Source organism: Streptomyces sp. M41 (genome assembly GCF_043673425.1).
Taxonomy (GTDB): Bacteria; Actinomycetota; Actinomycetes; order Streptomycetales; family Streptomycetaceae; genus Streptomyces.
On the sequence record NZ_JBIMKE010000034.1, the window covers coordinates 58,142 to 81,249 of the forward strand.

A 23,108-nucleotide genomic window follows, 5' to 3' on the forward strand; every position below is an offset into this window, starting at 1 on the left:
GTTCAGGAGACGTCGCTGATCTTGGGCATGTCGCCCTCGGTGGTGCTGGTGTCGATCACCGAGAAGTTCGCGCCCTGCGGGTCGCTCAGGGCGGCGTAGCGGCCGAAGGGGCTGGTCATCGGGCCGAACCGGAGCACACCGCCGAGCTTGGTCGCCTTGGCGATTGCCTCGTCGCAGTCGAGGACGCTGAAGTAGACGTTGATGTACGGCGGGACCTCGGGCGGGAAGTCGTCGGTCATCTTCATCCGGCCCAGGGTCATGGTGTCCTTGCCGAGGGTGTAGAGACGGAAGTCGACATCGCCGTCCTCCATCTGCTGTTGTCCGTAGCCAAACACGGCGGGGAAGAAGGTGTCGGACTTCCCGGGCTCGCGGGTGAAGATCTCCGACCAGCACAGGGCGCCGTGGTCGTCCATGGCCGTCTCGAAGCCCTCGTGGGTGCCGGCCTGCCACACGCCGAAGACGACACCGCCGGGGTCACGGGCCAGGCACATGCTGCCGAACTCGCCGACGGCCATGGGCTCCATGAGGATCTCGCCGCCGTTGTCCCGGATCTTCGCGGCGGTGGCGGCGGCGTCGGGCGAGGCGAGATACAGGCACCACTGCGACATGCCCTCCTGGCCGGGCATGGGCGGGACGACCGCTGCGGCGGCCTTGCCGTTCGCGTAGGCCTGGGTGTAGTTGCCGTACTCCGACGACTGCTCGCCGAAGGTCCAGCCCAGGACGTCGCCGTAGAAGCTCTTGGCTCCCTCCAGGTCGCCGAACATCGCGTCGGCCCAGACGGGGGTTCCTTCGGGTTGCACGGCCATGGCTCGGCCCTCTCCGGGATAGCTGCATCGTCCGGATTCTCACGCTAGTCATCCCCTGGTCCGGGCGCGCGCCGAACGGCCGCTGCCCTCCACACTGGAGGCAGACGGCGGCCGGTCGACGAAGGGGCGCCCCATGGCCGACGGGACGATGCACGCGTGGTCGGTGCCGGAGCCGGGGCCGGTCGAGGCCGGGGCGCTGCGGCTGGTGGAGCAGCCGGTTCCGGTGCCGGGCGAGGACGAGCTGCTGGTGAGGGTGCGTGCGTGCGGGGTGTGCCGCACGGACCTGCATGTCACCGAGGGAGATCTCCCGGTGCGCCGGCCCGGGGTCACGCCCGGGCACGAAGTGGTCGGCGAGGTGGCCGGGTTCGGTGACGGGGTGCGCGGTTTCACGGGCGGGGAGCGGGTGGGGATCGCCTGGCTGCGGCGCACCGACGGCACCTGCGCGTACTGTGCGCGCGGCGCCGAGAACCTGTGCCCGGCCTCGCGGTACACCGGCTGGGACGCCGACGGCGGTTACGCGCAGTACACGACGGTACCGGCCGCGTATGCCTACCGGCTGCCGGACGGCCTGGACGACGTGGCGCTCGCGCCCCTGCTGTGCGCCGGGATCATCGGCCATCGGGCGCTGCGGCGGGCGGCGCTCCCGGCGGGCGGGCGGCTCGGGCTGTACGGCTTCGGGGGCAGCGCCCATCTGTGCGCGCAGGTGGCGCTCGCCAAGGGGGCCACCGTGCATGTGCTGACGCGAGGCGCGGCGGCCCGGACGCTGGCGCTCGCACTGGGCGCCGCCTCGGCGCGGGACGCCTACGAGCCGCCGCCGGAGCCGCTGGACAGCGCGATCCTGTTCGCGCCGGCCGGCGATCTGGTCCCGGTGGCGCTGCGGGCCCTCGACCGGGGCGGCACACTGGCGATCGCCGGGATCCACCTCGGCGACGTCCCGGCCCTGCGGTACGAGAGCGAGCTCTTCTACGAGAAGCAGCTGCGCAGCGTCACCTCCAACACGCGCGAGGACGGCCGTGAGTTCCTGGCTCTCGCCGCAGGTCACGGCGTACGGGCCACGACGCACGCCTATCCGCTGTCGCGGGCCGATGTGGCATTGCGGGATCTGAAGGCGGGCCGCTTCGACGGGGCCGCGGTGCTCGTGAACGATCTGTCCTGAACGCCGTCACACCAGCGTACGGGGGCACGGGAGGGGAGCGGGAGCACCCACGTTGTGCCTACTGCCTCATCCGGCAGGTTTGCACCTCCAGGGTCCGAAGCCGCCCCCTTCACGCCCTGATCAAGGTGCCACGGCGGCTGTTTGGCTGTACCCGCGCATGGCCAGCCAGCTCACCTCCCTGGAGGGAATGTGTCCACACCGGACAGTGCCACCGGTCCCGCCATCGACGAACCCGATCCCGAACCCCCGTCCGACGCCCAGCTCACCAGCCTCAGCACCCAGGCGGCCCGGCAGCTCGCCACCACCACCAAGTCCGAACCCCAGATGCAGGCCATCAGCTCGCGCTGGCTGCTGCGGATGCTGCCCTGGGTGGACGTGAAGGGCGGCACATACCGGGTCAACCGCCGGCTCCAGCTGCGCGTGGGCCGGGGCCGGGTGCAGTTCGACCAGAACGGGGCCTACGACATCAAGGTCGTCCCCGAGACTCTCACCGAGCTTCCGGTGCTGCGGGGCTATGGCGACACCGACGTGCTGCGGGAGATCGCCGGGCGTTTCCGGGTCCGGGAGATCCGGGCCGGCCAGGTGCTCGTCGAGGCCGGGCAGCCGGTCACGGAGGCGTACCTCGTCGTGCACGGCCGTTTCACCCGCTTCACGGAAGGCAAGTACGGCGAGGAGGAGGTCCTCGGTGTCGTCACCGACGGCGACCAGATGGGCGACGAGGCGATCGGCCGGGACGACCCGCTGTGGCTGAGCTCGGTCCGGGCGGAGACGGCCGGCGTGCTGCTGGTGCTGCCGTGGAGCGTGGTCGAGGAGTTCACCGACCGGGTGCCGTCCCTCGCGGCGCATCTGGAGGCGTACGCCGCCCGCCAGAGCTTGCCCATGAACCGCAAGGGCGAGGCCCACGTCCCGGTGCAGGCGGGCCATGTCGGCGAGCCGACCATCGACGGCGGCTTCGTGGACTACGAACTCGCCCCGCGCGAGTACGAGTTGTCGCTGACGCAGACCGTGCTGCGGGTGCACACCCGGGTCGCCGACCTCTACAACAACCCGATGGACCAGACCGAGCAGCAGCTCCGGCTGACCGTCGAGGAGATCCGCGAGCGCCAGGAGTGGGAGCTGGTCAACAACCGGGAGTTCGGGCTGCTGCACAACGCCGACTACGGGCAGCGCATCAGCACGTTCACCGGGCCGCCCACCCCGGACGACATGGACGAGCTGCTGTCGATGCGGCGCAAGACCAAGCTGTTCCTCGCCCATCCGAAGGCCATCGCGGCGTTCTTCCGGCAGTGCAACCGGCGCGGTCTGGTGCCGGGCACGGCGACCGTCGAGGGGCACGAGATCCCCGCCTGGCGCGGGGTGCCGATCTTCCCCTGCAACAAGATCCCGATCAGCCATCAGCACACCAGCAGCATCATCGCGCTGCGCACCGGAGAGGGCGACCAGGGCGCGATCGGGCTGTACCAGACCGGCATCCCGGAGGAGTACCAGCCGGGTCTGAACGTGCGGTTCATGGGTATCGACGGCAATTCGATCATCCGCTATCTCGTCACGGCCTACTACTCGATGGCGATCCTCGTGCCCGACGCGGTCGGGATCCTCGAGAACGCCCAGATCGGCCGGACGGCCGAGTGACCGCTGGGAGCACGTCATGACCACGTCGTCCGCCTTCACCCTGCCGGGTCCGCCGAGCATGGCGGGCGCCTTGAACACCCGGCGCGGCGGAGCGATTCCGGGGCTTCGGTACCGGCAGGTCGCCCCGGCCGACCCCGTGAAGGCAGCGGAGGTCGACCGCAGGCTGGAGGAGTGGGCCAGGCGGCTCGATCTGTTCCCCGAGGCGTGGAAGGGCGACTTCTCGGGGTTCCAGTTCGGCCGGGCCGTGGTGCTCCAGCATCCGGAGGCGGTCGATCTGGAACGGCTGACGGTGGCCGGTGAGTTGCTGCTCGCCGAGAACGTCGTCGACTCCTGCTACTGCGAGGAGGACGAGGGCCGCGGCGGTGCCCGCCGGGGTCTCGGGGGCCGGCTCGTCATGGCCCAGTCGGCGATCGACCCGTACCACGGCATTCCCGAGCTGGAGGAGGAGTGGCGCGAGGGGGTGCGGGCCGACGGTCCGCTGCGCTCGTACCACTTCGCCCTCGCGGACTACGCCGGGTTCGCCACGCCCAGCCAGACAGACCGTTTCGTGCACGACATCGCCCGCCTGCACCTGGGCTATCTCGCCGAGGCCGCCTGGGCGGAGACCCGCCATGTGCCGCGGGTGTGGGAGTACCTGGTGATGCGGCAGTTCAACAACTTCCGTCCGTGTCTGTCGATCGTGGACGCCGTGGACGGCTACGAACTGCCCGAGGCGGTCTACGCCCGGCCCGAGATCCAGCGGATCACGGCCCTCGCCTGCAATGCGACCACGATCGTCAACGACCTGTACTCCTTCACCAAGGAGCTGGCGAGCGATCCGACCCACCTCAATCTTCCGCAGGTCATCGCGGCCAACGAGCGGTGCGGGCTGAAGGCCGCCTATCTCAGGGCCGTGGAGATCCACAACCGGATCATGGAGGCCTTCGAGGAGGAGTCCGCCCTGCTCTCCGCCACCTCGCCCCTCGTCGAACGCTACGCCCGGAGCCTGTCCGACTGGGTGGCCGGCAATCACGAGTGGCACGCCACCAACAGCCACCGTTACCACCTGCCCAACTACTGGTAGAGCGCGATCGAATGACGCAGCGTCACAGCAATCAGCACGAGGAGTCACCGTTGACCATCGCCCCCGAAGCCGGCACCACCACCGCCCCGGTGCCGTCCCAGTCCACGTACCAGACCCGCGTCGCGGACTACTGGAACGCCGAGGAGAACCCGGTCAACCTCGAACTCGGAAAGATCGACGATCTGTACCACCATCACTACGGCATCGGCGAGGCCGACCGCTCCGTGCTGGACGAACCGGACCCCGTCCGGCGCCGGGAGCGCATCACCGCCGAACTGCACCGGCTGGAGCACGCCCAGGCCGAACTGCTCGCCGACCGGCTCGGCCCGCTGACGTCGGACGACCGGGTCTTCGACGCCGGGTGCGGACGCGGGGGCGGCAGCGTCGTGGCGCATCTGCGGTACGGCTGCGAGGCCGACGGAGTCACCCTCTCCGCCAAGCAGGCCGAGTTCGCCAATGAACAGGCCCGCAAGCGCGGCATCGACGACCGGGTGCGCTACCACTGCCGCAACATGCTCGACACCGGTCTGCCGTCCGGGGCGTTCGCCGCCTCGTGGAACAACGAGTCCACCATGTACGTCGAGCTCGACCTGCTGTTCGCCGAGCACGCCCGGCTGCTGCGCCGCGGCGGCCGGTACGTCACCGTCACCGGCTGCTACAACGACACCTATGGGCGGGCCTCCCGCGAGGTGTCCCTGATCAACGCCCACTACATCTGCGACATCCACCCGCGCTCGGCGTACTTCCGCGCCATGGCCCGCAACCGGCTGGTCCCGGTCCATGTGCAGGACCTGACCGAGGCGACCATCCCCTACTGGGAGTTGCGCCGGGAGGCCGACCACCTGGTGACGGGCATCGAGGACACGTTCCTGAACGCCTACCGCAACGGCAGCTTCCAGTATCTGCTGATCGCGGCCGACCGTGTCTGAGTAAGTTGAGGGGACGTCAGATCCGTTGTCGGTCACGGGAGTTCCGTGGCCGACACGGGTCTTCCCCCCACGGCCCCGCTGTGCTTGCCTGAGAGCCGTTTCGGTGTCCGGGGCAGGAGTCGCCGTATGCGGAAGCCGTGGTTCGTGGGGGTGGTGCTGGCCGCCGTGCTGCTCGGCGCGTGCGGGGACCCGGCGTCGGGGCCCGAGGCCGGCCCGCCGCCCGAGGTGCCTCGGGGGTCGGCCACGACACAGCAGCGGGCGCCCGCCTCACCGAGCTCCGCGGCCCCCGCCCCGCCCGCTTCCGGGCAGGCGCCGACCGTGCTGTACCTGGGCGACTCGCTCGCCATGGAGGCCCAGGAGGTCCTGGGCCGGGAGCTGCGCCGCGCGGTGCGGGCGCGGTACACGAGCGCCCCCTATTCGGGGACCACGCTGTGCGACTACCTCGAGGGCACGGGCGAGCGCTCGCTGGTACCGGTCGCGGACAAGGCCGCCGCGCTGGTGCGCCGGCTGCGGCCGGACTTCGTGGTGCTCCAGTTCTGGGGCAATGCGTGGGGCTACACGCCGTGCATGGACGGCATCACCCATGACGCCGCCCCGGCCGAGTACTTCGAGCGGTACGCGGCCGACATGCGGCGGCTCGCCGACCAGATCGCCGCGGCGGGCGACACCCGGATCGTCTGGGTGCTCCAGGGCCCGGACCCGATCACGCCCGACCGGGTCCGGCGTGTCAACGCCCTCTACGCCGAACAGGCCGCGTCCTCGGGTGCGCTGGTGGCCGACGCGGGCAAGGCGCTGAGTGCGGCCGGGGCCCGCTACTCCTGGGTCCAGTACCTGCCGTGCACGGCGTACGAGCGCGAGCACGGTGCGTACTGCACCCAGCCCGGCCGTGAGCGCACGGCCCTGCATCGCGACGACGACCCCCTGCACTTCTGTCTGGCGCCCACGACCTCGAAGCCGAAGCCCTGCCCGGTCCGCTCCCCCGGGATCCAGCGGATCGCCCTGGAGGTCTCCCGGGTGATCCGCGCGAACCGGTAGGCGGGCGGGCGCCCTCGGGCAGTCGCACCCCGTGAGCGGACGGGGTCACTCCCCCGCGTAGGCCCTCTCCAGTGCGGCGATGTCGAACTTGCCCATCGCCATGAACGCCTCGGTGACCCGGGCCGCCTTCGCCGGGTCCGGGTCGGTGACCATGTCGTCGAGCCGGTCCGGGACGACCTGCCAGGACACGCCGTACCGGTCCTTGAGCCAGCCGCAGGGGCCGGGCTCGCCACCGCCCTCGGTCAGCTTGGCCCAGTAGTAGTCGATCTCCTCCTGGTTCTCACAGAAGATCATGAAGGAGGCCGCCTCGGTGAACTTGAACTGGGGGCCGCCGTTGAGACCGAGGAATTTGTGGCCGTTGGCCGTGAACTCGACGGTCATCACACCGCCGGCCGGCTGGAGCGCGCCCTCCGGATAGCGGGCGACCTTGCCGACGCTGGAGTTCTTGAAGATCGAGACGTAGAAATGGGCGGCGTCCTCCGCCTGGCCGTCGAACCAGAGACACGTGGTGAAGCCGTCGGTTGCCATGAGTACCTCCTGGAGCGTGGTGGCGCTGTCAGGAGTGTCGACCGGGGCACGCCACGAAACTCATCGGTCGGGACGCCCGCTCACCCAGGTGGCCGTACACCGGCGCGAACTAGCATCCGGGCATGACGTCATCGCCCACGGACAGCATCCGGCCCTTCCGCCTCGACATCCCGCAGAGCGACCTCGACGATCTCCACGACCGCCTCGACCGCACCCGCTGGCCCGACGAGATCCCCGGCACGGGATGGGCGTACGGGGTGCCCACCGACTATCTGCGCGACCTCGTCCGGCACTGGCGGCACGCGTACGACTGGCGGGCGGCCGAGGCGCGGCTGAACGAGTGGCCGCAGTTCACCACCACGATCGACGGGGCGAACGTCCACTTCGCCCACGTCCGCTCCCCCGAACCGGACGCCACCGCGCTGATCGTCACGCACGGCTGGCCGGGTTCGATCGTGGAGTTCCTCGATGTCGTCGGGCCGCTGACCGACCCGGCCGCACACGGCGGCGACCCGCCCGACGCCTTCCACGTGGTGGTGCCGAGCATCCCGGGGTTCGGGCTGTCCGGGCCGACCACGGAGCCCGGCTGGGAGGCGGGCCGGATCGCCGACGCCTGGGCCGAGCTGATGCGCCGGCTGGGCTACGACCGGTTCGGCGCACAGGGCGGCGACTGGGGCGCGGCGATCACCCGTGAGCTGGGCCGGGCCCACCCCGAGCGGGTGATCGGCGTCCATCTCAATCTGCTGCCGGGTGCCCAGGCGACCCGCGAGCCGACCCCGGACGACCTGGCGCGGCTGAGCCCGCGGGAGAGGGAGCGGGCGCTGACCTCCTGGCGGCGCTGGGCGGCGTTCTCCCGCGACGGGATCGGCTACTACCACCTTCAGGCCACCAGGCCCCAGACCCTGGCCTACGCGCTCGCGGACTCGCCGGTGGGCCAACTGGCCTGGATCGTGGAGAAGTTCCGTGAGTGGACGGACTCGAAGGACCTCCCCGAGGAGGCGATCGACCGGGACCGGATGCTCACCAACGTGATGCTGTACTGGCTGACCGGGACCGCCGGTTCCTCCTCCCGCATCTACTACGAGCGGGCTCACGCCACGGGCCGGGTCGCGCAGCCCGCGGAGCCGTCCACCGCGCCGACCGCGCTCGCCCTCTTCCCGGCCGAACCGCAGATCCCACTGCGGCACAAGGCCGAGCGGACCGAGAACCTCGTGCGGTGGACGGAGTTCGACCGGGGCGGGCACTTCGCGGCGATGGAGGAGCCGGAGCTGCTGGCCGGTGATGTGCGGGCGTTCTTCCGGGAGCTGCGGGAACGCTCTGCCGTCAGCTGATCTGCCACAGGCAGAAGAACCGGCCCGCGGCGGCTTCCCCGGTCGACAGTGGAGTCGACGGCATCCCCATCACCACGAGGAGATCCGATGACTCCACTTTCCGCACTCGCCCCCCGTGCCGAGGAGGGCGACGCACCACCGACGCGGTTCGACGACCATCTCGCCGCCCAACTGCTCGGGCAGCGCATCGTGTTCCTCGGCACCGAGGTCACCGAGGCCTCCGCCAACCGGGTCTGCGCCCAGCTCCTGCTGCTGTCGGCGGAGGATCCGCGCACCGACATCAGCCTGTACATCAACAGCCCGGGCGGGTCGGTCCACGCCGGACTGGCCATCTACGACACGATGCGGCTGATCCCGAACGACGTCGCGACGCTCGCGATGGGTTTCGCGGCGAGCATGGGCCAGTTCCTGCTGAGCGTCGGCACCCGGGGCAAACGGTTCGCGCTGCCGAACGCGCGGATCATGATGCATCAGCCCTCTGCCGGCATCGGCGGCACCACCGCGGACATCGAGATCCAGGCGGAGAACCTGGAGTTCACCAAGCGGACGATCGAGCGGATCACGGCGGAGCACACCGGTCAGACTCCGGAGACCGTCTCCCGTGACGGCGACCGGGACCGCTGGTTCACGGCCGAGGAGGCCAGGGAGTACGGCATGGTGGACCGGGTCGTGGAGTCCCTCACGGACGTCCGCCCGGCTACGGCGCGACGCAGGATGGGGCTTCAGTGATGGGGACGTACACGATTCCGAACGTGGTCGAGCGCACGCCGGGGGGCGAGCGGTCGTACGACGTGTTCAGCCGGCTGCTCAACGAGCGGATCATCTTTCTCGGCTCCGAGATCGACGACGGCGTCGCCAACGTCGTCATCGCGCAACTGCTCCATCTGGAGTCGTCGGCCCCGGAGACCGAGATCTCGATCTACATCAACTCGCCCGGTGGCTCGTTCACCTCACTGATGGCGATCTACGACACGATGTCGTACGTGCGGGCGCCGATCTCCACGTGCTGTGTCGGGCAGGCGGCGTCCACGGCGGCCGTGCTGCTGGCCGGTGGCGATCCCGGGCGGCGGTTCGTGCTGGAGCACGCGCGTGTGCTGCTGGGTCAGCCCGCGTCCGGCGGCAGCCGCGGCATGATCTCCGATCTCGCCCTCCAGGCGCAGGAGATGGTCCGCATCCGCTCGCAGGTGGAGGAGGTGCTGGCCCGGCACACGCACCACGACATCACGGCGCTGCGCGCGGACATGGACCGCGACAAGGTGTTCACCGCCGAGGAGGCGGTGGCCTACGGCCTCGCGGACGAGGTGCTGAGCCGGCGCCTCGTGGAGGTCTGAGGCGCCGGCTGAGGACCTGCCCTCAGGCGGCCAGGCACAGTCCGTCGTACGGCGATCCCGTCCGGCCGCGGCTGCCGGTGGGCACCCGGCGGCTGCTGAGCCGGACCAGCTCGCCCTGGGCCAGCGTCAGCAGGTCGCCGAGGCGGAGGCCCAGGGCCTGGGCGGCGGCTGCGAGGACCTCCGAGGAGGCTTCCTTGCGGCCCCGCTCGACCTCGGAGAGGTACGGCATGGAGATCCGGGCGGCGTCGGCCACGTCCTTGAGCGTGCGCTCCTGGGCGAGGCGCTCGCGGCGCAGGACGTCGCCGACCAGGTCCCGCCACAGGGGCTCCCTGGGAGCGGGGGACGCGGCGGCGGGGCGCTCGGGCGCGGGGCGGATCGCTGCCGGGCGCGCGGCCGACGGGGGCGGGGCCGACGGGCGGGCGGCCGGTGGGCGCAGGGCAATGACGCGGGACGGGTTCGTCGCTTGTTCGCTCACCCGACCAGCGTAGAAGTCGCAGGGCTCGTGGGAAGGGAACGGAATTCCGCCCTGGGGGAAATCACCGCTCGGGCGGCCCGGCGGCGGCCCTGCCGGGTCTCTCAGCCGACGCCGAACCGCATGACGGCACGTACCCGCTTGCCGACCGGTACCCGCTCCACGTAGACCTCCGCCGCCAGGGCGTGGACTATCTCCAGGCCGTGCCGGCCGACCCGCTCGGGGTCCCGGGGGAAGCGGCGGGGCAGGGCGGAGCTGCTGTCGTAGACGCAGATGGTGACCGCGTCGTCCGTGCCCTCCAGGTCCAGGATGTACGGGCCGTTGCTGTGCCGGTCGGCGTTGGTGACCAGCTCACTGACCACGAGGAGGACCTTGTCCTCGGTGGCCTCGTCGATCGTGGCGCACCACTCGGTCCTGAGCCTGCCGAGGAACAGCGCGGCGAAGGACCGCGCCTCGGCGATGCACCCTGGTTCGCCGGTGTAGTGCGCCGCCCGCCGAAGCGGTTCCACGGGCACGTCGAAACCAGTCGGAATCACTGCCCCGCCCACGTGCTCGATCATGCATGTCTCTCTCGGAAGCCGGCTCCGGCCGGACGCTGCTGCATCTGTCCTCGTACCCAGCCGGGCGCGCCGCAGTCCCCTCCCGGGCAGCGCCGTACGTCACAGCGACGGCGACCCCGGCTCGCTCACGGTGGACTCCGATTGTGACGTGGTGGTGGTGTCCCCGTCCGCCGGTTCGGACTCCGAGGTCTCGGGAGTTTCCGGCTGCGTGGTGGGCTCGTCGGTCGTGGGTTCGTCCGTCGTGTGCTCATCCGTGGGCGGTGAGGTGGGGGCCGTCGAGGTCGGCGGGCAGGTGGACCCGGGTGGCGGTGTGGCGCAGGTGGACGGGGAATCAGGGTGCTTCGGCGTCGATGTGCTCACCGACGGGGAGGGCTTGGCCGGCCGGTCCGTCTTCTTGTCCTTGCGGCCCTCGTCGCCGCGCTCGCGGGCGATCCACTCCTTGCGCTCGGGGTCGTAGATGACGAAGACCTCGACGACCGTCTTCGAGGGCGAGACGACCACGACGTTCGATGAGCTGTACGAAGGCCAGGAGTCACCCGTCAGCCGGAGCGTGCCCTGCTGGGCGACCGGCGGTGTCAGCGGGTTGCCGCACGCGCAGCGCACCCGCGGTACCCCGCGGCTGTCGACCATGACCGCCGTACCGGCCTGGAGGACGGCCTGATACTCGGTGGCGGCGCCGTCGCGGTAGCCGTGGTTGGTGACCCGGGTGTCCATGCGCAGCTGCACGGGGGTGAGCGAGCGCAGATAGGCGGGCACGTCGGAGGCGTCGACGCGGACGACCGAGGCGAAGGCCCTGTTCTTGTCCGGGGCGTCCTGGAGGTACTCGATCTGCTTCTCCACGTCGCAGGCGGCGACGTTGCGGGTGCCACCGTAGAGGCCGGGCGCACCGCCGTTCACGCCGCGCACGGTGTTCGTCGGCGCCGACTCGGTGGTCGGGGACGGGGTGATGGGCGGGGCGGAGCTGTCCGTCGCCGTGGACTCGGTGAAGGGGTCGGGGCCGGTCTTGCCCGCGGCCTGGAGGAAGACCTCGCCGTTCCCGGCCGTGCTGCCGGTGCCGCCGCCGTCGCCGCGCGACAGCACGACGGCGACCACCACGGCGGCCACCACCACGACGGTGATGGCGGCGATGCGGGGCACGGACCGCCACCAGGGACGCTGGGGTTCGGGACCTGGTGGCTGCGCTCCGCTGCCGCCGGGGGGCTCGCCCGGGGGCTGCGAGGGCGGCCCGGAGGGAGGCTGGGAGGGACCCGACAGGGGACCCGAGGGCGGTCCTGTGGGCCTGCCGGACGACGGAGGTTCGACGCTCACGAGGCCTTCTTCCCGACGTGGGATCCCTGCGACGCGGGACTCTCACGGCGCTTTCATACGCTTTTCACAGCTTTGGCGCGTTGCTCCCATTCTGTGCGCCGGTTGCGTGCCGCCCGCAAGCCGACGCGGACGGACTACTCGGCGGGCGCGCCGCACAGGCGCTGCTTAGCGTGGGCAGGGTGAGCGAGCTGCCCCCCTCTCGTCCGGCCGCGGCCCGGCACGGCTGGATCCAGGCCGTCGGCGCGGTTCTGGCCGCGTTGGTCTCGATGGGGGTGGTGGCCGCGCTGGGGCTGTGGGCGGCCGGGGCCACGGGGCTGCCGGACAACGCCTTTCCCCGGGTCGTCGCGGCGACGGTGGTCACGGCGGTCGGCGGCACGATCGAGCTCTCGGGGAACGCGGGGGAGCTGGCCGAGTCCGACATCGGGCTGACCGTGATCCCGCTGTCCGTCACACTCGTCGGCGCGCTGGTGCTGGCCGCCGGGTTTCTGCGGCCACTGCGCCATCGGGCGGTCGCGGGCGCCGGTGAGCTGGCCGGCTGGGCCGCCAGGATCGCCGTCCTGTGGCTCATCGCCCTCCTGGGGCTGTCCTTCGCCGCCCGCCAGACCTTCTCCCTGTCCCTGAGCGACTTCGGGGAGGACGACCTCGGTGACCTCGGCGACCTCGGCGATCTGTTCGGCATCTCGCCGAAGGTGGGCTTCACCACGGATGTCCCGGCGACCGTCTTCTTCGGCCTGCTGTGGCTCGCGGGCGTGCTGGTGCTGGCCGTGCTGGTCTCCCGCGGGGCCCCGCTGCCGGCCGGGCTGTTGCGCTTCCAGGAGTCGGTGCGGCCGGCCGCGTACGCCATGGTGATGCTGCTGCTCGCCTGGGTGGTGCTGGGCGTCGTCGTCGGTCTGGTCGTCGCGGCGACCCGCGGGCACGCGGCCGAGACCCTCGCGGTGATCCTGCTCGGCATGCCGAACCTGGTGTGGCTCGCCCTGACGATCGGTCTCGGCGCGACCTGGGACGGCCGGGTGGACGGCCCGTTCGGGCTGCCGATGCCGCAGCTGCTCGACGAGGTGCTGCGCGGTCCGCAGGTCTCCGAGCTGAATCTGAGCACCCTCGCCGAGCATGACGGCAGGGTGTGGTGGCTCCTCGTCGTCGACGCGGTGCTGCTGCTGGCCGCCGCGTTCGTGATGGCGAGACGGTCACCGGCCCGGATGCGCGCCTGGCAGCACGCCGTGCACCTGGCCGTCGCCCTCGCGCTGACGGTGCTGATGATCTGCCTCGTGGGGCGCCTGTCGGCGCGCTTCGGGCTGTCGGTCCTCGGCATCGGCGACCTCGGCGGGGGCCTGGGCGGGGAGCTGTTCCTGCGGCCGCAGGTGTGGACCGCCGTCGGTCTGGCACTGCTGTGGGGCCTGGTCGCCGGGTTCCTCGGCGGCTTGCTGGCCGGGCGGGTGCGGCACCCGGGCGAGGTCGGCACCCGCGCGGGTGAGCCGTGACGGGCGGGCGAAACAGGGGCGGGCCCGGCGTCACCGCCGGAAGACCGGCTCGGCCCAGCGGGGCGGCGGTTTCGGCGCGTCCGTGTCCGACTCCTTCGGCAGTCCTACGACCCTGAGGTCCACCTGCGTAGGCGTGCGTCCGGCCGCCGCACCGCCCGCGACGGCCGCGCGCAGGTCGGTGACGAAGGCGAGGCAGGAGTCGTGGCGGTCGTCGGCGCTCTTGGCCAGCGCGCGGGCGAACACGGCGTCGACGGGCGGGGCGAGGTCCGGGCGGGCCTCCGTCAGGGGCGGCGGTTCGGCGTACTGGTGGGCCCACAGCAGGGCCATGTCGTCGTCACGCCGGAACGGCGGGTGGCCCGCCAGGCACTCGTAGACGACGCAGGCGAAACCGTAGACGTCGCAGCGCGCGTCGACCGGCTTGCCCGAGATCTGCTCGGGGGCCACGTAGTCCAGGGTGCCGACGAACTGGCCGACGGTCGTGAAGCCCGTCAGCGACAGCGACTTCTTCGTGAGGCCGAAGTCGGTGAGGTAGACGTGCTCGGGGTGGTCGCTGTCGGTGCCACGCGCGACGAGGATGTTGCCGGGTTTCACGTCCCGGTGGACCAGCCCGTGCTCGTGCGCCGCGTCCAGCGCGGAGGCGACCTGCGCGGCGATGCGCAGGGCCGTCGGGGGCGTCAGCGGGCCCTGGCGGTCCAGGAGATGCCGCAGGTCGCTGCCGGAGACATAGCGCATGGCGATGTACAGGACACCGTCCGTCTCGCCCGCTTCGAAGACCGGCACGATGTGCGGGTGGTCGATCGAGGCGGCGGCGCGGGACTCGTGGGTGAAGCGGCGGCGGAAGGTGTCGTTGCGGGCGAGTTCGGGGGCGAGGAGCTTCAGCGCGACCGTGCGCTCCAGGCGAAGGTCCCGGGCCTGGTAGACCACGGCCATGCCGCCGCGGCCGATCTCCCGCTCGATCCGGTAGCCGGCGACCTGCCGGCCGATCAGCTCGGAGGGCCGGCCCGAGAAGAGGCTCGTGTCACGGGCCATCGGGCGTCACGACCTGAGTGGGGGCGTGGCCGGTCCCGGCGGCCGGGGCGGGCCCGGGTTTGGCGGTCGGCGCCTGGCCGGACTCGGCGGTGGCGTCGGGTCCGTCGTCCGTGGCGTAGGTGCTCAGACGGGTGCCGTCGGCGTACACCCACCGCGCGTGCTCGGCGTCGTACAGCCACATGGACTCCCCGTCGACGACCAGCCCGACCCGCAGGCCCGAGGTGCGGGTGTGGAAGGACTCGCCGTCCAGGGCGCCGGACGCCAGGTCCTCGACCGCCGAGCGGTATCCCGACAGCGCGCGCTCGGCCCGGGCGAGCAGCGGCCGGGGATCGGCGGTGCGGGCCGGCGGGGTGCCGTCGGCGGTGGGCGGGTCCTGGGGCACGGCGACCAGGAAGCGGCCGTCGACCCAGGCCGACCAGCCGTTGGCGCACAGGATGTGTGCCCAGTCGCCCCGCTGTTCGACGAGCTGGACCGGCAGGAACGCGTCGAGAGGCACGGTGGGCCGGGCGGGGTCGGGTGTCTCCCAGGCGAGCATGCCGTGCCGGGGGACGACGTGGGTGGGCCGGAAGCCGGGGGAGGCCATGGGAGTGCGCCTATTTCCGCATCACGACGGGTTCGTGCCGGCGAAGCAGCCGGGAGACGACGTAGCCGAACGCGGCCGAGAGCACGACGAGCATGGCCACGTTGAACAGCCACACACCGGCCGAGTGCTCGAAGAGTGGATCGCCGGTCAGGTCGCCGGGCACGATCCGGGAGAGCTCCAGGGTGCCGGCCATCGCGCCGAGCGCCCATCGCGAGGGCACCAGCCAGGACAGCTGCTCCAGTCCGGGGACGCCGTTCAGCTTGAGCAGGGCGCCGCAGAAGACGACCTGGACGATGGCGAGCAGCACCAGCAGCGGCATCGTCACCTCCTCCTTGCTCACCAGCGCGGAGACGACCAGGCCGAGCATCATCGCGGTGAAGGCCAGCAGGGCGACGGCGACGGTGATTTCGACAAGGGGCGGCATCAACACGCCATCGCCGCCCGGGGCGTTGAGGTCGACGCCGAGCAGGGCGACGAGGGTCAGCACGACGGCCTGGAGCACGGTGATCGTCCCGAGGACCACCACCTTGGACATCAAGTACGCCGATCTGGACAGGCCGACGGCGCGTTCGCGCTGGTAGATGACGCGCTCCTTGACCAGCTCGCGCACCGCGTTCGCGGCACCGGTGAGGACGCCGCCGACGCACAGGATCAGCAGGGCGTTCATCGCCGTCTCCTGGGTCAGCTTGCTGCCCGCCAGGGCGCGCGCCATGGCGCCCATCACGAACGGCAGGGCGATCATGATGGCGAGGAAGGTGCGGTCGGCGCCCAGCGCGCTCGCGTAGCGGCGGATCAACGTGCCGAGCTGGGCACGTCTGCTGCGTGGCCGGGGCGGCCGGGTGATGACGACGGGGCCGGAGCGCAACTGCCGGGGCTGTGCTGTGGCGTCGGCGATGTACTGCCGGTGCGGGAGCGAGCCCCGGTAGTCGCCCGCCCAGTCCCGTTCCTGATCGCGTTCGAAGGCCTCGAACGCCTCCGGCCAGTGCGCGAACCCGAAGAAAAGCAGGGCCTCCTCGGGCGGGCCGTAGTAGGCGATGCGTCCGCCGGGGGCGAGGACGAGCAGCCGGTCGCACATGTCCAGGCTGAGCACGCTGTGGGTGACGACGATGACGGTCCGGCCGTCGTCGGCGAGGCCGCGCAGCATGTTCATCACCGAGCGGTCCATGCCGGGGTCGAGGCCGGAGGTCGGTTCGTCGAGGAACAGCAGCGACGGCTTGGTCAGCAGTTCCAGGGCGACGCTGACGCGCTTGCGCTGTCCGCCGGACAGGCTGTGCACGGGCTGCCCGGCGCGCTGCTCCAGGCCCAGTTCACGGATGACCTCGTCGACCCTGGCCCGGCGTTCGGCCTTGGCGGTGTCCTGTGGGAAGCGCAGCTCGGCGGCGTAGGACAGGGCGCTGCGGACGGTGAGTTGGGCGTGCAGGATGTCGTCCTGCGGGACGAGGCCGATGCGCTGGCGCAGCTCGGCGTAGTCGCGGTAGAGGTCGCGGCCGTCGTAGAGGACGGTGCCGTGGTCGGCGGGGCGCTGGCCGGTGAGGGCGTTGAGGAGCGTGGACTTGCCGGCGCCGCTCGGGCCGACCACGGCGAGCAGGCACTTCTCCCCCACCGGGAAGGAGACGTGGTCCAGCAGGGTCTTGCGGCCGTGGTCGACGGCGACCGCGAGGTCCTGCACCTCCAGGGAGACCTCGCCGGTGTCGACGTACTCCTGGAGCTGGTCCCCGACCAGGCAGAACGCGGAGTGCCCGATGCCGACGATGTCGCCGGGTCCGAGCGGGGCACGGGTGACCGCGCTGCCGTTGAGGTAGGTGCCGTTGTGGCTGCCCACGTCGGCGATCTCGTAGGTCCCGTCGGGCAGCGCGCGCAGCTCGGCGTGGTGGCGGGAGGCGACCAGGTCGTCGATGACCAGGTCGTTGTCGGCGGCGCGGCCGATGCGGACGGTGCGGGCGGGCAGCGGGCGGACGTTGGTGGGCTGCCGGAAGGTGCCGGTGAATGAGGGCATGGACACCGATGAGGGGCGTTCCGGCGCGGGCGCGGGGGCGGGGCGGTCCAGCAGCACGGCGCGGGGCCCGTCGGCGGGGTTGCCGAAGCGGATGACGGTGCCGGGGCCGACGTCCCATTCGTGGACGCGGTGGCCGTCGGTGTAGGTGCCGTTCGTGCTGTTCTCGTCCTGGAGGGTCCAGTGGTCGGCGTCGGGCCGCAGCACCGCGTGGTGCCAGGAGACGCGGGCGTCGTCGAGGACGACGTCGCACAGCGGGTCGCGTCCGACGTGGTAGTCACGGCCCGGGGTCATCACGGTGGAGCCCGACTCAGTCTCCAGGACGAGTACGGGGGCAGTCGGTGCGAACGGTCGCTCCGCCATGCGAGGATTCTATCGATCTGTCCTGATGTACGCCTGCTTGCACCGGACGCCCACCGCCGACCGCGGGCGGGCCCGGCCGGCTCGGTACGGACGGTCAGGCGACCGGCATCACCAGCGGCGGCGCGTTGCGCTGCATGCGCAGGGCGTCCACCGACTCGGCGAGCAGTTCGTACTCCGTGGTGTCGTCGCTCACGGCGACCCGCACCAGCCGCCCGGCCGCCAACTCGTCGGCCACCAGCTCCTGTTGGGCGACGTCACCGCACCAGGCGCGCAGTACGGCCGGCACGTCGGGCACGGTGCCGGCGACCGGGACGAGGGCGCTCGGCGGGAAGTGCTCGGCTTCGGGCTGCGGGTCCAGTCGCTGGGCCATCCAGGAGGCACGGTCCCGTAACCACCACAGGGCGAGGGCCAGGGTGGGCGCGCGATAGGTTCCGAGCGGCACCCCGATGCGCCGGCCGCCGCAGACGCCGTATGCGGTGACATGGCACAGGAACTCGTCGTGCATGCTGCCTCCCCCGTTGGCCGTTCGCCTCGTGGGCGTGCGCCTCGCTTTCCGTGCGGCTCATGAGCGGTGGGTGAGGGCGCCGTCGCCCCGAGTGAAGCGCCCGCGTAGACGAGTATGTTCACTACTGAAACACTGTCACCACGATTTTCCGGCCACTCTCCTGGCATATTCACAGCCGGTGCTGGCCGAAACACGGCGGGTGCCTGCCGGGCTCGTCGGCCTCGGTCTTCCTCGATGGGGCCTGAGCGATGAGTTTCGTCCCCCTCAGCGGTCTGAACCGGTGAAAGGCGTGCGGAGCGCCGCGAACGGAGGACACCATGACCGCAGGTGGAACAGTGGACGCGCAATTCACCGCCGTCCTGCGCAAGAGCCCGAGCAAAGGCGGTTGGACCTATGTCGTCTGGCCGGAGTCCGTCGATTTCTTCGGTACCCGCGGGCTGGTCAAGATCCGCGGGACCGTCGACGGACATCCGTTCCAGAGCTCCTTCATGGCCCTCGGAGACGGCACCCACAAGCTCCCCGTCAAGGCCGATGTGCGCAAGGCCATCGGGAAGCAGGAGGGCGACCGGGTGACCGTTCACCTGCTCGAACGGCTCAGCCCTTGATCACCGCGTCGATCCGGGCCAGCTCCTCGGCGTCGAAGTCCAGGTTGCCGATCGCGGCGACGCTGTCCTCGATCTGCCGCGCGCTGCTCGCACCGACCAGCGCCGAGGTCACCCGGCCGCCGCGCAGCACCCAGGCCAGGGCCAGCTGGGCCAGGGTCTGACCACGGGACTTGGCGATGTCGTCGAGGGCCCGCAGCTTGGCCACGAGGTCCTCGGTGAGCGCGTCGGAGTTCAGGAACGGGCTGTCGCTCGCCGCCCGCGAGTTCTCCGGGATGCCGTCGAGGTAGCGACCGGTGAGCACGCCCTGCTCCAGCGGGGAGTAGACGATGGAGCCGACCTGGAGCTCGTCCAGGGCGTCGAGGAGACCCTCGCCCTCGGGGCGCCGGTCCAGCATCGAGTAGCGCGGCTGGTGGATGAGCAGCGGGGTGCCCAGCTCGCCCAGGATGCGGGCGGCCTCGCGGGTCTGCTCGGCGGAGTAGTTGGAGACGCCGACGTACAGTGCCTTGCCCTGCTGCACCGCCGAGTGCAGGGCGCCCATCGTCTCCTCCAGCGGAGTGTCCGGGTCCGGGCGGTGCGAGTAGAAGATGTCGACGTAGTCCAGGCCCATCCGCTTCAGGCTCTGGTCGAGCGAGGACAGCAGGTACTTGCGCGAGCCCCACTCGCCGTACGGGCCGGGCCACATCAGATACCCGGCCTTCGTCGAGATGATCAGCTCGTCGCGGTACGGCGCGAGGTCCGCCGTCAGCGCCTCGCCGAACGCCGACTCGGCGGCTCCGGGCGGCGGGCCGTAGTTGTTGGCCAGGTCGAAGTGGGTGATGCCGAGGTCGAAGGCGCGGCGCAGGATGGCCCGCTGCGTCTCGACGGTGCGGTCCGGGCCGAAGTTGTGCCACAGACCGAGGGACAGCGCCGGGAGCCTGAGGCCGCTGCGTCCGGTGCGCCGGTAGGGCATGTCCGCGTAGCGGTCGGGGTGTGCGGTGTACAACGCGACTCCAAGAGGGGTGGGCACACGAGGGACGGCTCCGGCGAACGGAACCGTAGTGCGGTCGGTATCCACTCTTCCGTGACCTGCGGGCAGTGGTCCAACAGGTAAATCAGATGAGATTCAGCGACTACGCTGCTCAATCATGGAACTGCGCCATCTTCAGCATTTCGTGGCCGTCGCCGAGGACCAGCACTTCACCCGGGCGGCGGAGCGCCTGCTGGTGTCCCAGTCGGGCCTGTCGGCCTCGATCCGGGCGCTGGAGCGGGAGCTGCAGACCCCGCTGTTCGTGCGGACGACCCGCCGGGTGACGCTCACCCCGGCCGGGCGGGCCCTGCTGACCGAGGCCGAGCGCATCCTGGCGCAGGTCAGGGCGGCCCATGAGGCGGTGGCCGCGGTGCAGGGCGTGCTGCGCGGGATGCTGGCCCTCGGGTCCGAGCAGTGCATCGCCGGGGTGCATGTGGCGGGGCTGCTCGCGGCCTTCCGGCGCCGGCATCCGGACGTGGAGATCTGTCTGCGGCAGGCGGGGGCCGGCGCGCTCACGGAGGAGGTCGCGGCCGGGCGCCTGGACCTGGCCTTCGTCGTGCGGACGGCCGAGGCGGACACCGACCAGCTGCGGGCCGTGCCGCTGACCAGTGAGCCGATGACCGTCCTGTGCCATCCGAGCCACCGGCTCGCCACCGCCGGCGCCGCGGTCACCCCCGAGGAGCTGGGCGGGGAGGTCTTCGTCGACTTCCACCCGGACTGGGGGCCGCGCCGCACCACCGATGCCGCGTTCGCCGCGGCGGGCGTCCGGCGCTCCGTCGCCCTGGAGGTGAACGACGTGCACAGCCTGCTGGACCTGGTGGACGAGAGCCTCGGCATCGCGGTCGTCCCGCGCCACTTCCGGCACAAGCGGCGGTCCCTGACCGCGCTGCCCGTGAAGGGCACCGGTGAGACGGTCTACGAGACCGTCGCGCTGCTGCCCCCCGCGCAGGCGACGAGCCCCGCGGCCCGGGCGCTGATGGCGCTGCTGGACTCGGGACGCGGAGAGGACTGCGCGGCGGGCGGGTGACCCGAGGGACCAAGGGGCGCAGGGCGGACCGCACCGCTTTGCGCGAAGGTGGATGCATGCATGCCAAGGACATCCTCATCGACGGGTTCAACCGCATCCAGGAAGAGGTCCACGCCGCCGTCGAGGGCCTCGGCCCCGATGACCTGGTCGCCCGCCCCTCCCCTGGCGCCAACTCCGTCGCCTGGCTGGTCTGGCACCTCACCCGGGTCCAGGACGACCACATCGCCGACGCCTTCGAGCTCGACCAGGTGTGGCTGGCGCAGGACTTCCAGAAGACCTTCGGTCTCGACCTGCCGCGGCACGACACCGGCTACGGCCACACCGCCGCGAAGGTCGCCAAGGTGCGGGTCGGCTCCGGTGACCTGCTCACCGGCTACCACGACGCCGTGCACAGCCAGACCCTCGGTGCCCTGCGCGGGCTGGCCGCCAAGGATCTGGAGCGCATCGTGGACGAGCGGTGGGACCCGCCGGTCAGCCTGGGTGTGCGGCTGGTCAGCGTCCTGTCCGACGATCTTCAGCACGTCGGACAGGCCGCCTATGTGCGAGGGCTGCTTCAGAGCGCGTAGCCCGGGAGCACGACCTCCTCGATCAGGGCCTTGCGCTCGTCGAACGGGATGAACGCGCTCTTCAGGGCGTTCACCGTGACCGTGCGCAGATCCTCGACCGTCCAGCCGGCCTGCTCGACCAGCAGCGACATCTCCCGGGTCATCGTCGTCCCCGACACCAGACGGTTGTCGGTGTTGAGGGTGACGCGGAAGCCGAGCTCCTTCAGCGCGGTGATCGGGTGCTCGGCGATCGAGGTGGCGGCACCCGTCTGGAGGTTGGACGTGGGGCACATCTCCAGCGCGATACGGCGGTCGCGCACCCAGCCGGCCAGTCGGCCGAGCTTGCCGTCCACGATGTCGTCGGTGATGCGCACACCGTGCCCGATGCGCTGGGCGCCGCAGACCTGGAGGGCCTGGTGGATGCTGGGCAGGCCGTGCGCCTCACCGGCGTGGATGGTGAACGGCACGCTCTCGCGGCGCAGGTGCTCGAAGGCGTCGAGGTGGTCGGCGGGCGGGAAGCCGTCCTCGGCGCCGGCGATGTCGAAACCGACGACCCCGGCGTCGCGGAAGGCCACCGCGAGGTCGGCGGCCTCCCGCACGCGGTCGAACATCCGCATGCCGCAGAGCAGGGTCCCGACGCGCACCGGCGTTCCGGCGGCGGCGGCCTTCGCCATGCCGGCCGCGAGGCCCTCCTGGACGGTCTCGACGACCTCGGCGAGGGTCAGCCCGCCGTTGGTGTTCAGCTCGGGGGCGTAGCGCACCTCGCCGTAGACGACACCGTCGGCCGCGAGGTCGAGGACGTACTCCTCGGCCGTGCGCAGCAGGCCCTCGCGGGTCTGCATCACGGCGAGGGTGTGCTCGAAGGTGGCTATGTAGCGGACCAGGTCGCCGGAGTTGGCGGCCTCGTAGTACCAGGCGGCGAGCTCGTCCGGGTCGGTGGTGGGCAGCGTGTGGCCGACCGCTTCCGCCAGCTCCACGACGGTGGCGGGGCGCAGGCCGCCGTCGAGGTGGTCGTGCAGGACGGCCTTGGGGAGGCGGCGGATCAGTTCTTCGTCTACGCGCGTAGCGGTCATGGTGTGGTCTTTCGTCCAGCGGAGCGGTTTCAAAGCGGGGGGAGGGTCAGCCGAAGGGCTGGAGCAGGTCCCAGCGGTTGCCGTACAGATCCTGGAAGACGGCGACCGAGCCGTACGGTTCGTGCCGCGGCTCTTCCAGGAAGGTCACGCCGGCGGCCAGCATGCGGGCGTGATCGCGGGCGAAGTCGTCGGTGTGCAGGAAGAACCCGACGCGCCCGCCGGTCTGGTCGCCGACCCGGTCGCGCTGCTCGTCGTCCTTGGCCCGGGCCAGCAGCAGAGCGGTGCCCCCGTCGTCGGCCGCCACGACGACCCAGCGGGAGCCGTCCGGGCGCGGGGCGTCCTCGACGAGCCGGAAGCCGAGGGCTTCGGTGTAGAAGCGGATCGCCTCGTCGTAGTCGTCGACGACGAGGGTGACCAGGGCGATGCGTCTCATCGGGGCCTTCCGGGAGGTGCGATTGACGGGAGAGGTTATACGTAAAACGTCGCAGGCGCCAGTCATCTGCGGATCGCTGTCGCCGGTCGCCCGCGGGACGCCTTGGACTTCATCCGCGGGATGCCTTCGTCGGTCACCCGCAGGGCGCTCGCCGGTCGCCGGTTACCGGTTACCGGTTACCGGCCACAGGTCACAAGTCACGGTTCTCAGGTCGCCCGCAGCATGCCTTGCTGGTCACCCGGCCCTAGTGACCTGAGTCAGAGATTCGTCGGCAGTATGCGGCGACTTTGTCGAGGATCTCGTCTGCGGTCTTCGTC

At 71.4% G+C, this 23,108-nt stretch carries 24 protein-coding genes; 12 read left to right on the top strand and 12 right to left on the bottom strand.

Annotation, left to right across the window (positions count from 1 at the left end; all coding sequences use genetic code 11):
* Positions 1 to 2: 2 nt before the first annotated feature.
* Positions 3 to 806 carry a VOC family protein gene (locus tag ACHBTE_RS30690; protein WP_394728041.1) on the bottom strand — a complete coding sequence of 268 codons (804 nt, stop codon included), beginning with the start codon at positions 804 to 806 and terminating at the stop codon, positions 3 to 5.
* A 148-nt stretch (positions 807 to 954) separates the two neighbouring features.
* On the opposite strand from ACHBTE_RS30690, the gene ACHBTE_RS30695 reads away from it, so the two are divergent.
* The 5 genes from ACHBTE_RS30695 (at position 955) to ACHBTE_RS30715 (ending at position 6,621) form a co-directional block, all read left to right on the top strand.
* Positions 955 to 1,962, top strand: a complete 1,008-nt coding sequence (locus ACHBTE_RS30695; protein WP_394728089.1) for a zinc-binding alcohol dehydrogenase family protein — start codon at positions 955 to 957, stop codon at positions 1,960 to 1,962.
* Between the two features lie 189 nt (positions 1,963 to 2,151).
* Complete coding sequence (locus tag ACHBTE_RS30700) at positions 2,152 to 3,594, top strand: family 2B encapsulin nanocompartment shell protein (protein WP_394728043.1); 1,443 nt, start codon at positions 2,152 to 2,154, stop codon at positions 3,592 to 3,594.
* A gap of 16 nt (positions 3,595 to 3,610) precedes the next feature.
* On the top strand, positions 3,611 to 4,657 hold the full coding sequence (locus ACHBTE_RS30705) for a family 2 encapsulin nanocompartment cargo protein terpene cyclase (protein ID WP_394728045.1): 1,047 nt from the start codon (positions 3,611 to 3,613) through the stop codon (positions 4,655 to 4,657).
* A gap of 50 nt (positions 4,658 to 4,707) precedes the next feature.
* Positions 4,708 to 5,586 carry a geranyl diphosphate 2-C-methyltransferase gene (locus ACHBTE_RS30710; protein ID WP_394728047.1) on the top strand — a complete coding sequence of 293 codons (879 nt, stop codon included), beginning with the start codon at positions 4,708 to 4,710 and terminating at the stop codon, positions 5,584 to 5,586.
* A 126-nt stretch (positions 5,587 to 5,712) separates the two neighbouring features.
* Entirely contained in the window at positions 5,713 to 6,621 is a 909-nt protein-coding gene (locus ACHBTE_RS30715; protein WP_394728049.1) for an SGNH/GDSL hydrolase family protein, read from the top strand.
* 45 nt (positions 6,622 to 6,666) lie between these two features.
* Here ACHBTE_RS30715 and ACHBTE_RS30720 read toward each other — a convergent pair whose 3' ends face one another.
* Positions 6,667 to 7,149 carry a VOC family protein gene (locus ACHBTE_RS30720; protein ID WP_394728051.1) on the bottom strand — a complete coding sequence of 161 codons (483 nt, stop codon included), beginning with the start codon at positions 7,147 to 7,149 and terminating at the stop codon, positions 6,667 to 6,669.
* A gap of 122 nt (positions 7,150 to 7,271) precedes the next feature.
* Here ACHBTE_RS30720 and ACHBTE_RS30725 point away from each other — a divergent pair, with 122 nt between their 5' ends.
* The 3 genes from ACHBTE_RS30725 (at position 7,272) to ACHBTE_RS30735 (ending at position 9,811) form a co-directional block, all read left to right on the top strand.
* Entirely contained in the window at positions 7,272 to 8,480 is a 1,209-nt protein-coding gene (locus tag ACHBTE_RS30725; RefSeq protein ID WP_394728053.1) for an epoxide hydrolase family protein, read from the top strand.
* Positions 8,481 to 8,567: 87 nt separating this feature from the next.
* Entirely contained in the window at positions 8,568 to 9,209 is a 642-nt protein-coding gene (locus ACHBTE_RS30730) for a ClpP family protease (protein ID WP_394728055.1), read from the top strand.
* Complete coding sequence (locus tag ACHBTE_RS30735; protein WP_394728057.1) at positions 9,209 to 9,811, top strand: ClpP family protease; 603 nt, start codon at positions 9,209 to 9,211, stop codon at positions 9,809 to 9,811. Before ACHBTE_RS30730 ends, ACHBTE_RS30735 begins: the two co-directional genes overlap by 1 nt.
* 22 nt (positions 9,812 to 9,833) lie before the next feature.
* Here ACHBTE_RS30735 and ACHBTE_RS30740 read toward each other — a convergent pair whose 3' ends face one another.
* The 3 genes from ACHBTE_RS30740 to ACHBTE_RS30750 all read right to left on the bottom strand — a co-directional run bounded on the left by ACHBTE_RS30740 (position 9,834) and on the right by ACHBTE_RS30750 (position 12,151).
* The gene (locus ACHBTE_RS30740; protein WP_394728059.1) at positions 9,834 to 10,286 is read right to left on the bottom strand and encodes a helix-turn-helix domain-containing protein; all 453 of its coding nucleotides are present in this window, start codon (positions 10,284 to 10,286) and stop codon (positions 9,834 to 9,836) included.
* A 101-nt stretch (positions 10,287 to 10,387) separates the two neighbouring features.
* Positions 10,388 to 10,843: an ATP-binding protein gene (locus ACHBTE_RS30745; RefSeq protein ID WP_394728061.1), complete on the bottom strand. Its 456-nt coding sequence runs from the start codon at positions 10,841 to 10,843 to the stop codon at positions 10,388 to 10,390.
* Between the two features lie 99 nt (positions 10,844 to 10,942).
* The gene (locus tag ACHBTE_RS30750) at positions 10,943 to 12,151 is read right to left on the bottom strand and encodes a DUF6777 domain-containing protein (RefSeq protein ID WP_394728063.1); all 1,209 of its coding nucleotides are present in this window, start codon (positions 12,149 to 12,151) and stop codon (positions 10,943 to 10,945) included.
* A 179-nt stretch (positions 12,152 to 12,330) separates the two neighbouring features.
* On the opposite strand from ACHBTE_RS30750, the gene ACHBTE_RS30755 reads away from it, so the two are divergent.
* The gene (locus ACHBTE_RS30755; RefSeq protein ID WP_394728065.1) at positions 12,331 to 13,629 is read left to right on the top strand and encodes a streptophobe family protein; all 1,299 of its coding nucleotides are present in this window, start codon (positions 12,331 to 12,333) and stop codon (positions 13,627 to 13,629) included.
* A gap of 30 nt (positions 13,630 to 13,659) precedes the next feature.
* On the opposite strand, the gene ACHBTE_RS30760 is transcribed toward ACHBTE_RS30755, so the two are convergent.
* The 4 genes from ACHBTE_RS30760 to ACHBTE_RS30775 form a co-directional block, all read right to left on the bottom strand.
* Positions 13,660 to 14,658 (bottom strand): serine/threonine-protein kinase, encoded by a 999-nt coding sequence (locus tag ACHBTE_RS30760; RefSeq protein ID WP_394728067.1) that lies wholly within the window; start codon positions 14,656 to 14,658, stop codon positions 13,660 to 13,662.
* Entirely contained in the window at positions 14,648 to 15,241 is a 594-nt protein-coding gene (locus tag ACHBTE_RS30765) for a hypothetical protein (protein WP_394728069.1), read from the bottom strand. Before ACHBTE_RS30765 ends, ACHBTE_RS30760 begins: the two co-directional genes overlap by 11 nt.
* A 10-nt stretch (positions 15,242 to 15,251) precedes the next feature.
* Complete coding sequence (locus ACHBTE_RS30770; RefSeq protein WP_394728071.1) at positions 15,252 to 17,597, bottom strand: FHA domain-containing protein; 2,346 nt, start codon at positions 17,595 to 17,597, stop codon at positions 15,252 to 15,254.
* A 94-nt stretch (positions 17,598 to 17,691) separates the two neighbouring features.
* Positions 17,692 to 18,102: a hypothetical protein gene (locus tag ACHBTE_RS30775; protein ID WP_394728073.1), complete on the bottom strand. Its 411-nt coding sequence runs from the start codon at positions 18,100 to 18,102 to the stop codon at positions 17,692 to 17,694.
* 317 nt (positions 18,103 to 18,419) lie between these two features.
* On the opposite strand from ACHBTE_RS30775, the gene ACHBTE_RS30780 reads away from it, so the two are divergent.
* Positions 18,420 to 18,707 carry a DUF1905 domain-containing protein gene (locus ACHBTE_RS30780; protein WP_394728075.1) on the top strand — a complete coding sequence of 96 codons (288 nt, stop codon included), beginning with the start codon at positions 18,420 to 18,422 and terminating at the stop codon, positions 18,705 to 18,707.
* On the opposite strand, the gene mgrA is transcribed toward ACHBTE_RS30780, so the two are convergent.
* Entirely contained in the window at positions 18,697 to 19,689 is a 993-nt protein-coding gene (gene mgrA / locus ACHBTE_RS30785; RefSeq protein WP_394728077.1) for an L-glyceraldehyde 3-phosphate reductase, read from the bottom strand. The two genes, ACHBTE_RS30780 and mgrA, sit on opposite strands and share 11 nt — an antisense overlap.
* A gap of 142 nt (positions 19,690 to 19,831) precedes the next feature.
* Between mgrA and ACHBTE_RS30790 the strand changes: the two genes are divergently transcribed.
* A complete protein-coding gene (locus ACHBTE_RS30790) occupies positions 19,832 to 20,740 on the top strand; it encodes a LysR family transcriptional regulator (RefSeq protein ID WP_394728079.1) in 909 nt (302 codons plus the stop codon).
* A 56-nt stretch (positions 20,741 to 20,796) separates the two neighbouring features.
* On the top strand, positions 20,797 to 21,306 hold the full coding sequence (locus ACHBTE_RS30795) for a DUF664 domain-containing protein (RefSeq protein WP_394728081.1): 510 nt from the start codon (positions 20,797 to 20,799) through the stop codon (positions 21,304 to 21,306).
* Here ACHBTE_RS30795 and ACHBTE_RS30800 read toward each other — a convergent pair.
* Both ACHBTE_RS30800 and ACHBTE_RS30805 read right to left on the bottom strand, forming a co-directional pair.
* A complete protein-coding gene (locus tag ACHBTE_RS30800; protein ID WP_394728083.1) occupies positions 21,294 to 22,358 on the bottom strand; it encodes an adenosine deaminase in 1,065 nt (354 codons plus the stop codon). The two genes, ACHBTE_RS30795 and ACHBTE_RS30800, sit on opposite strands and share 13 nt — an antisense overlap.
* 46 nt (positions 22,359 to 22,404) lie before the next feature.
* Positions 22,405 to 22,791, bottom strand: a complete 387-nt coding sequence (locus ACHBTE_RS30805; RefSeq protein WP_394728085.1) for a VOC family protein — start codon at positions 22,789 to 22,791, stop codon at positions 22,405 to 22,407.
* Between the last annotated feature and the right edge of the window lie 317 nt (positions 22,792 to 23,108).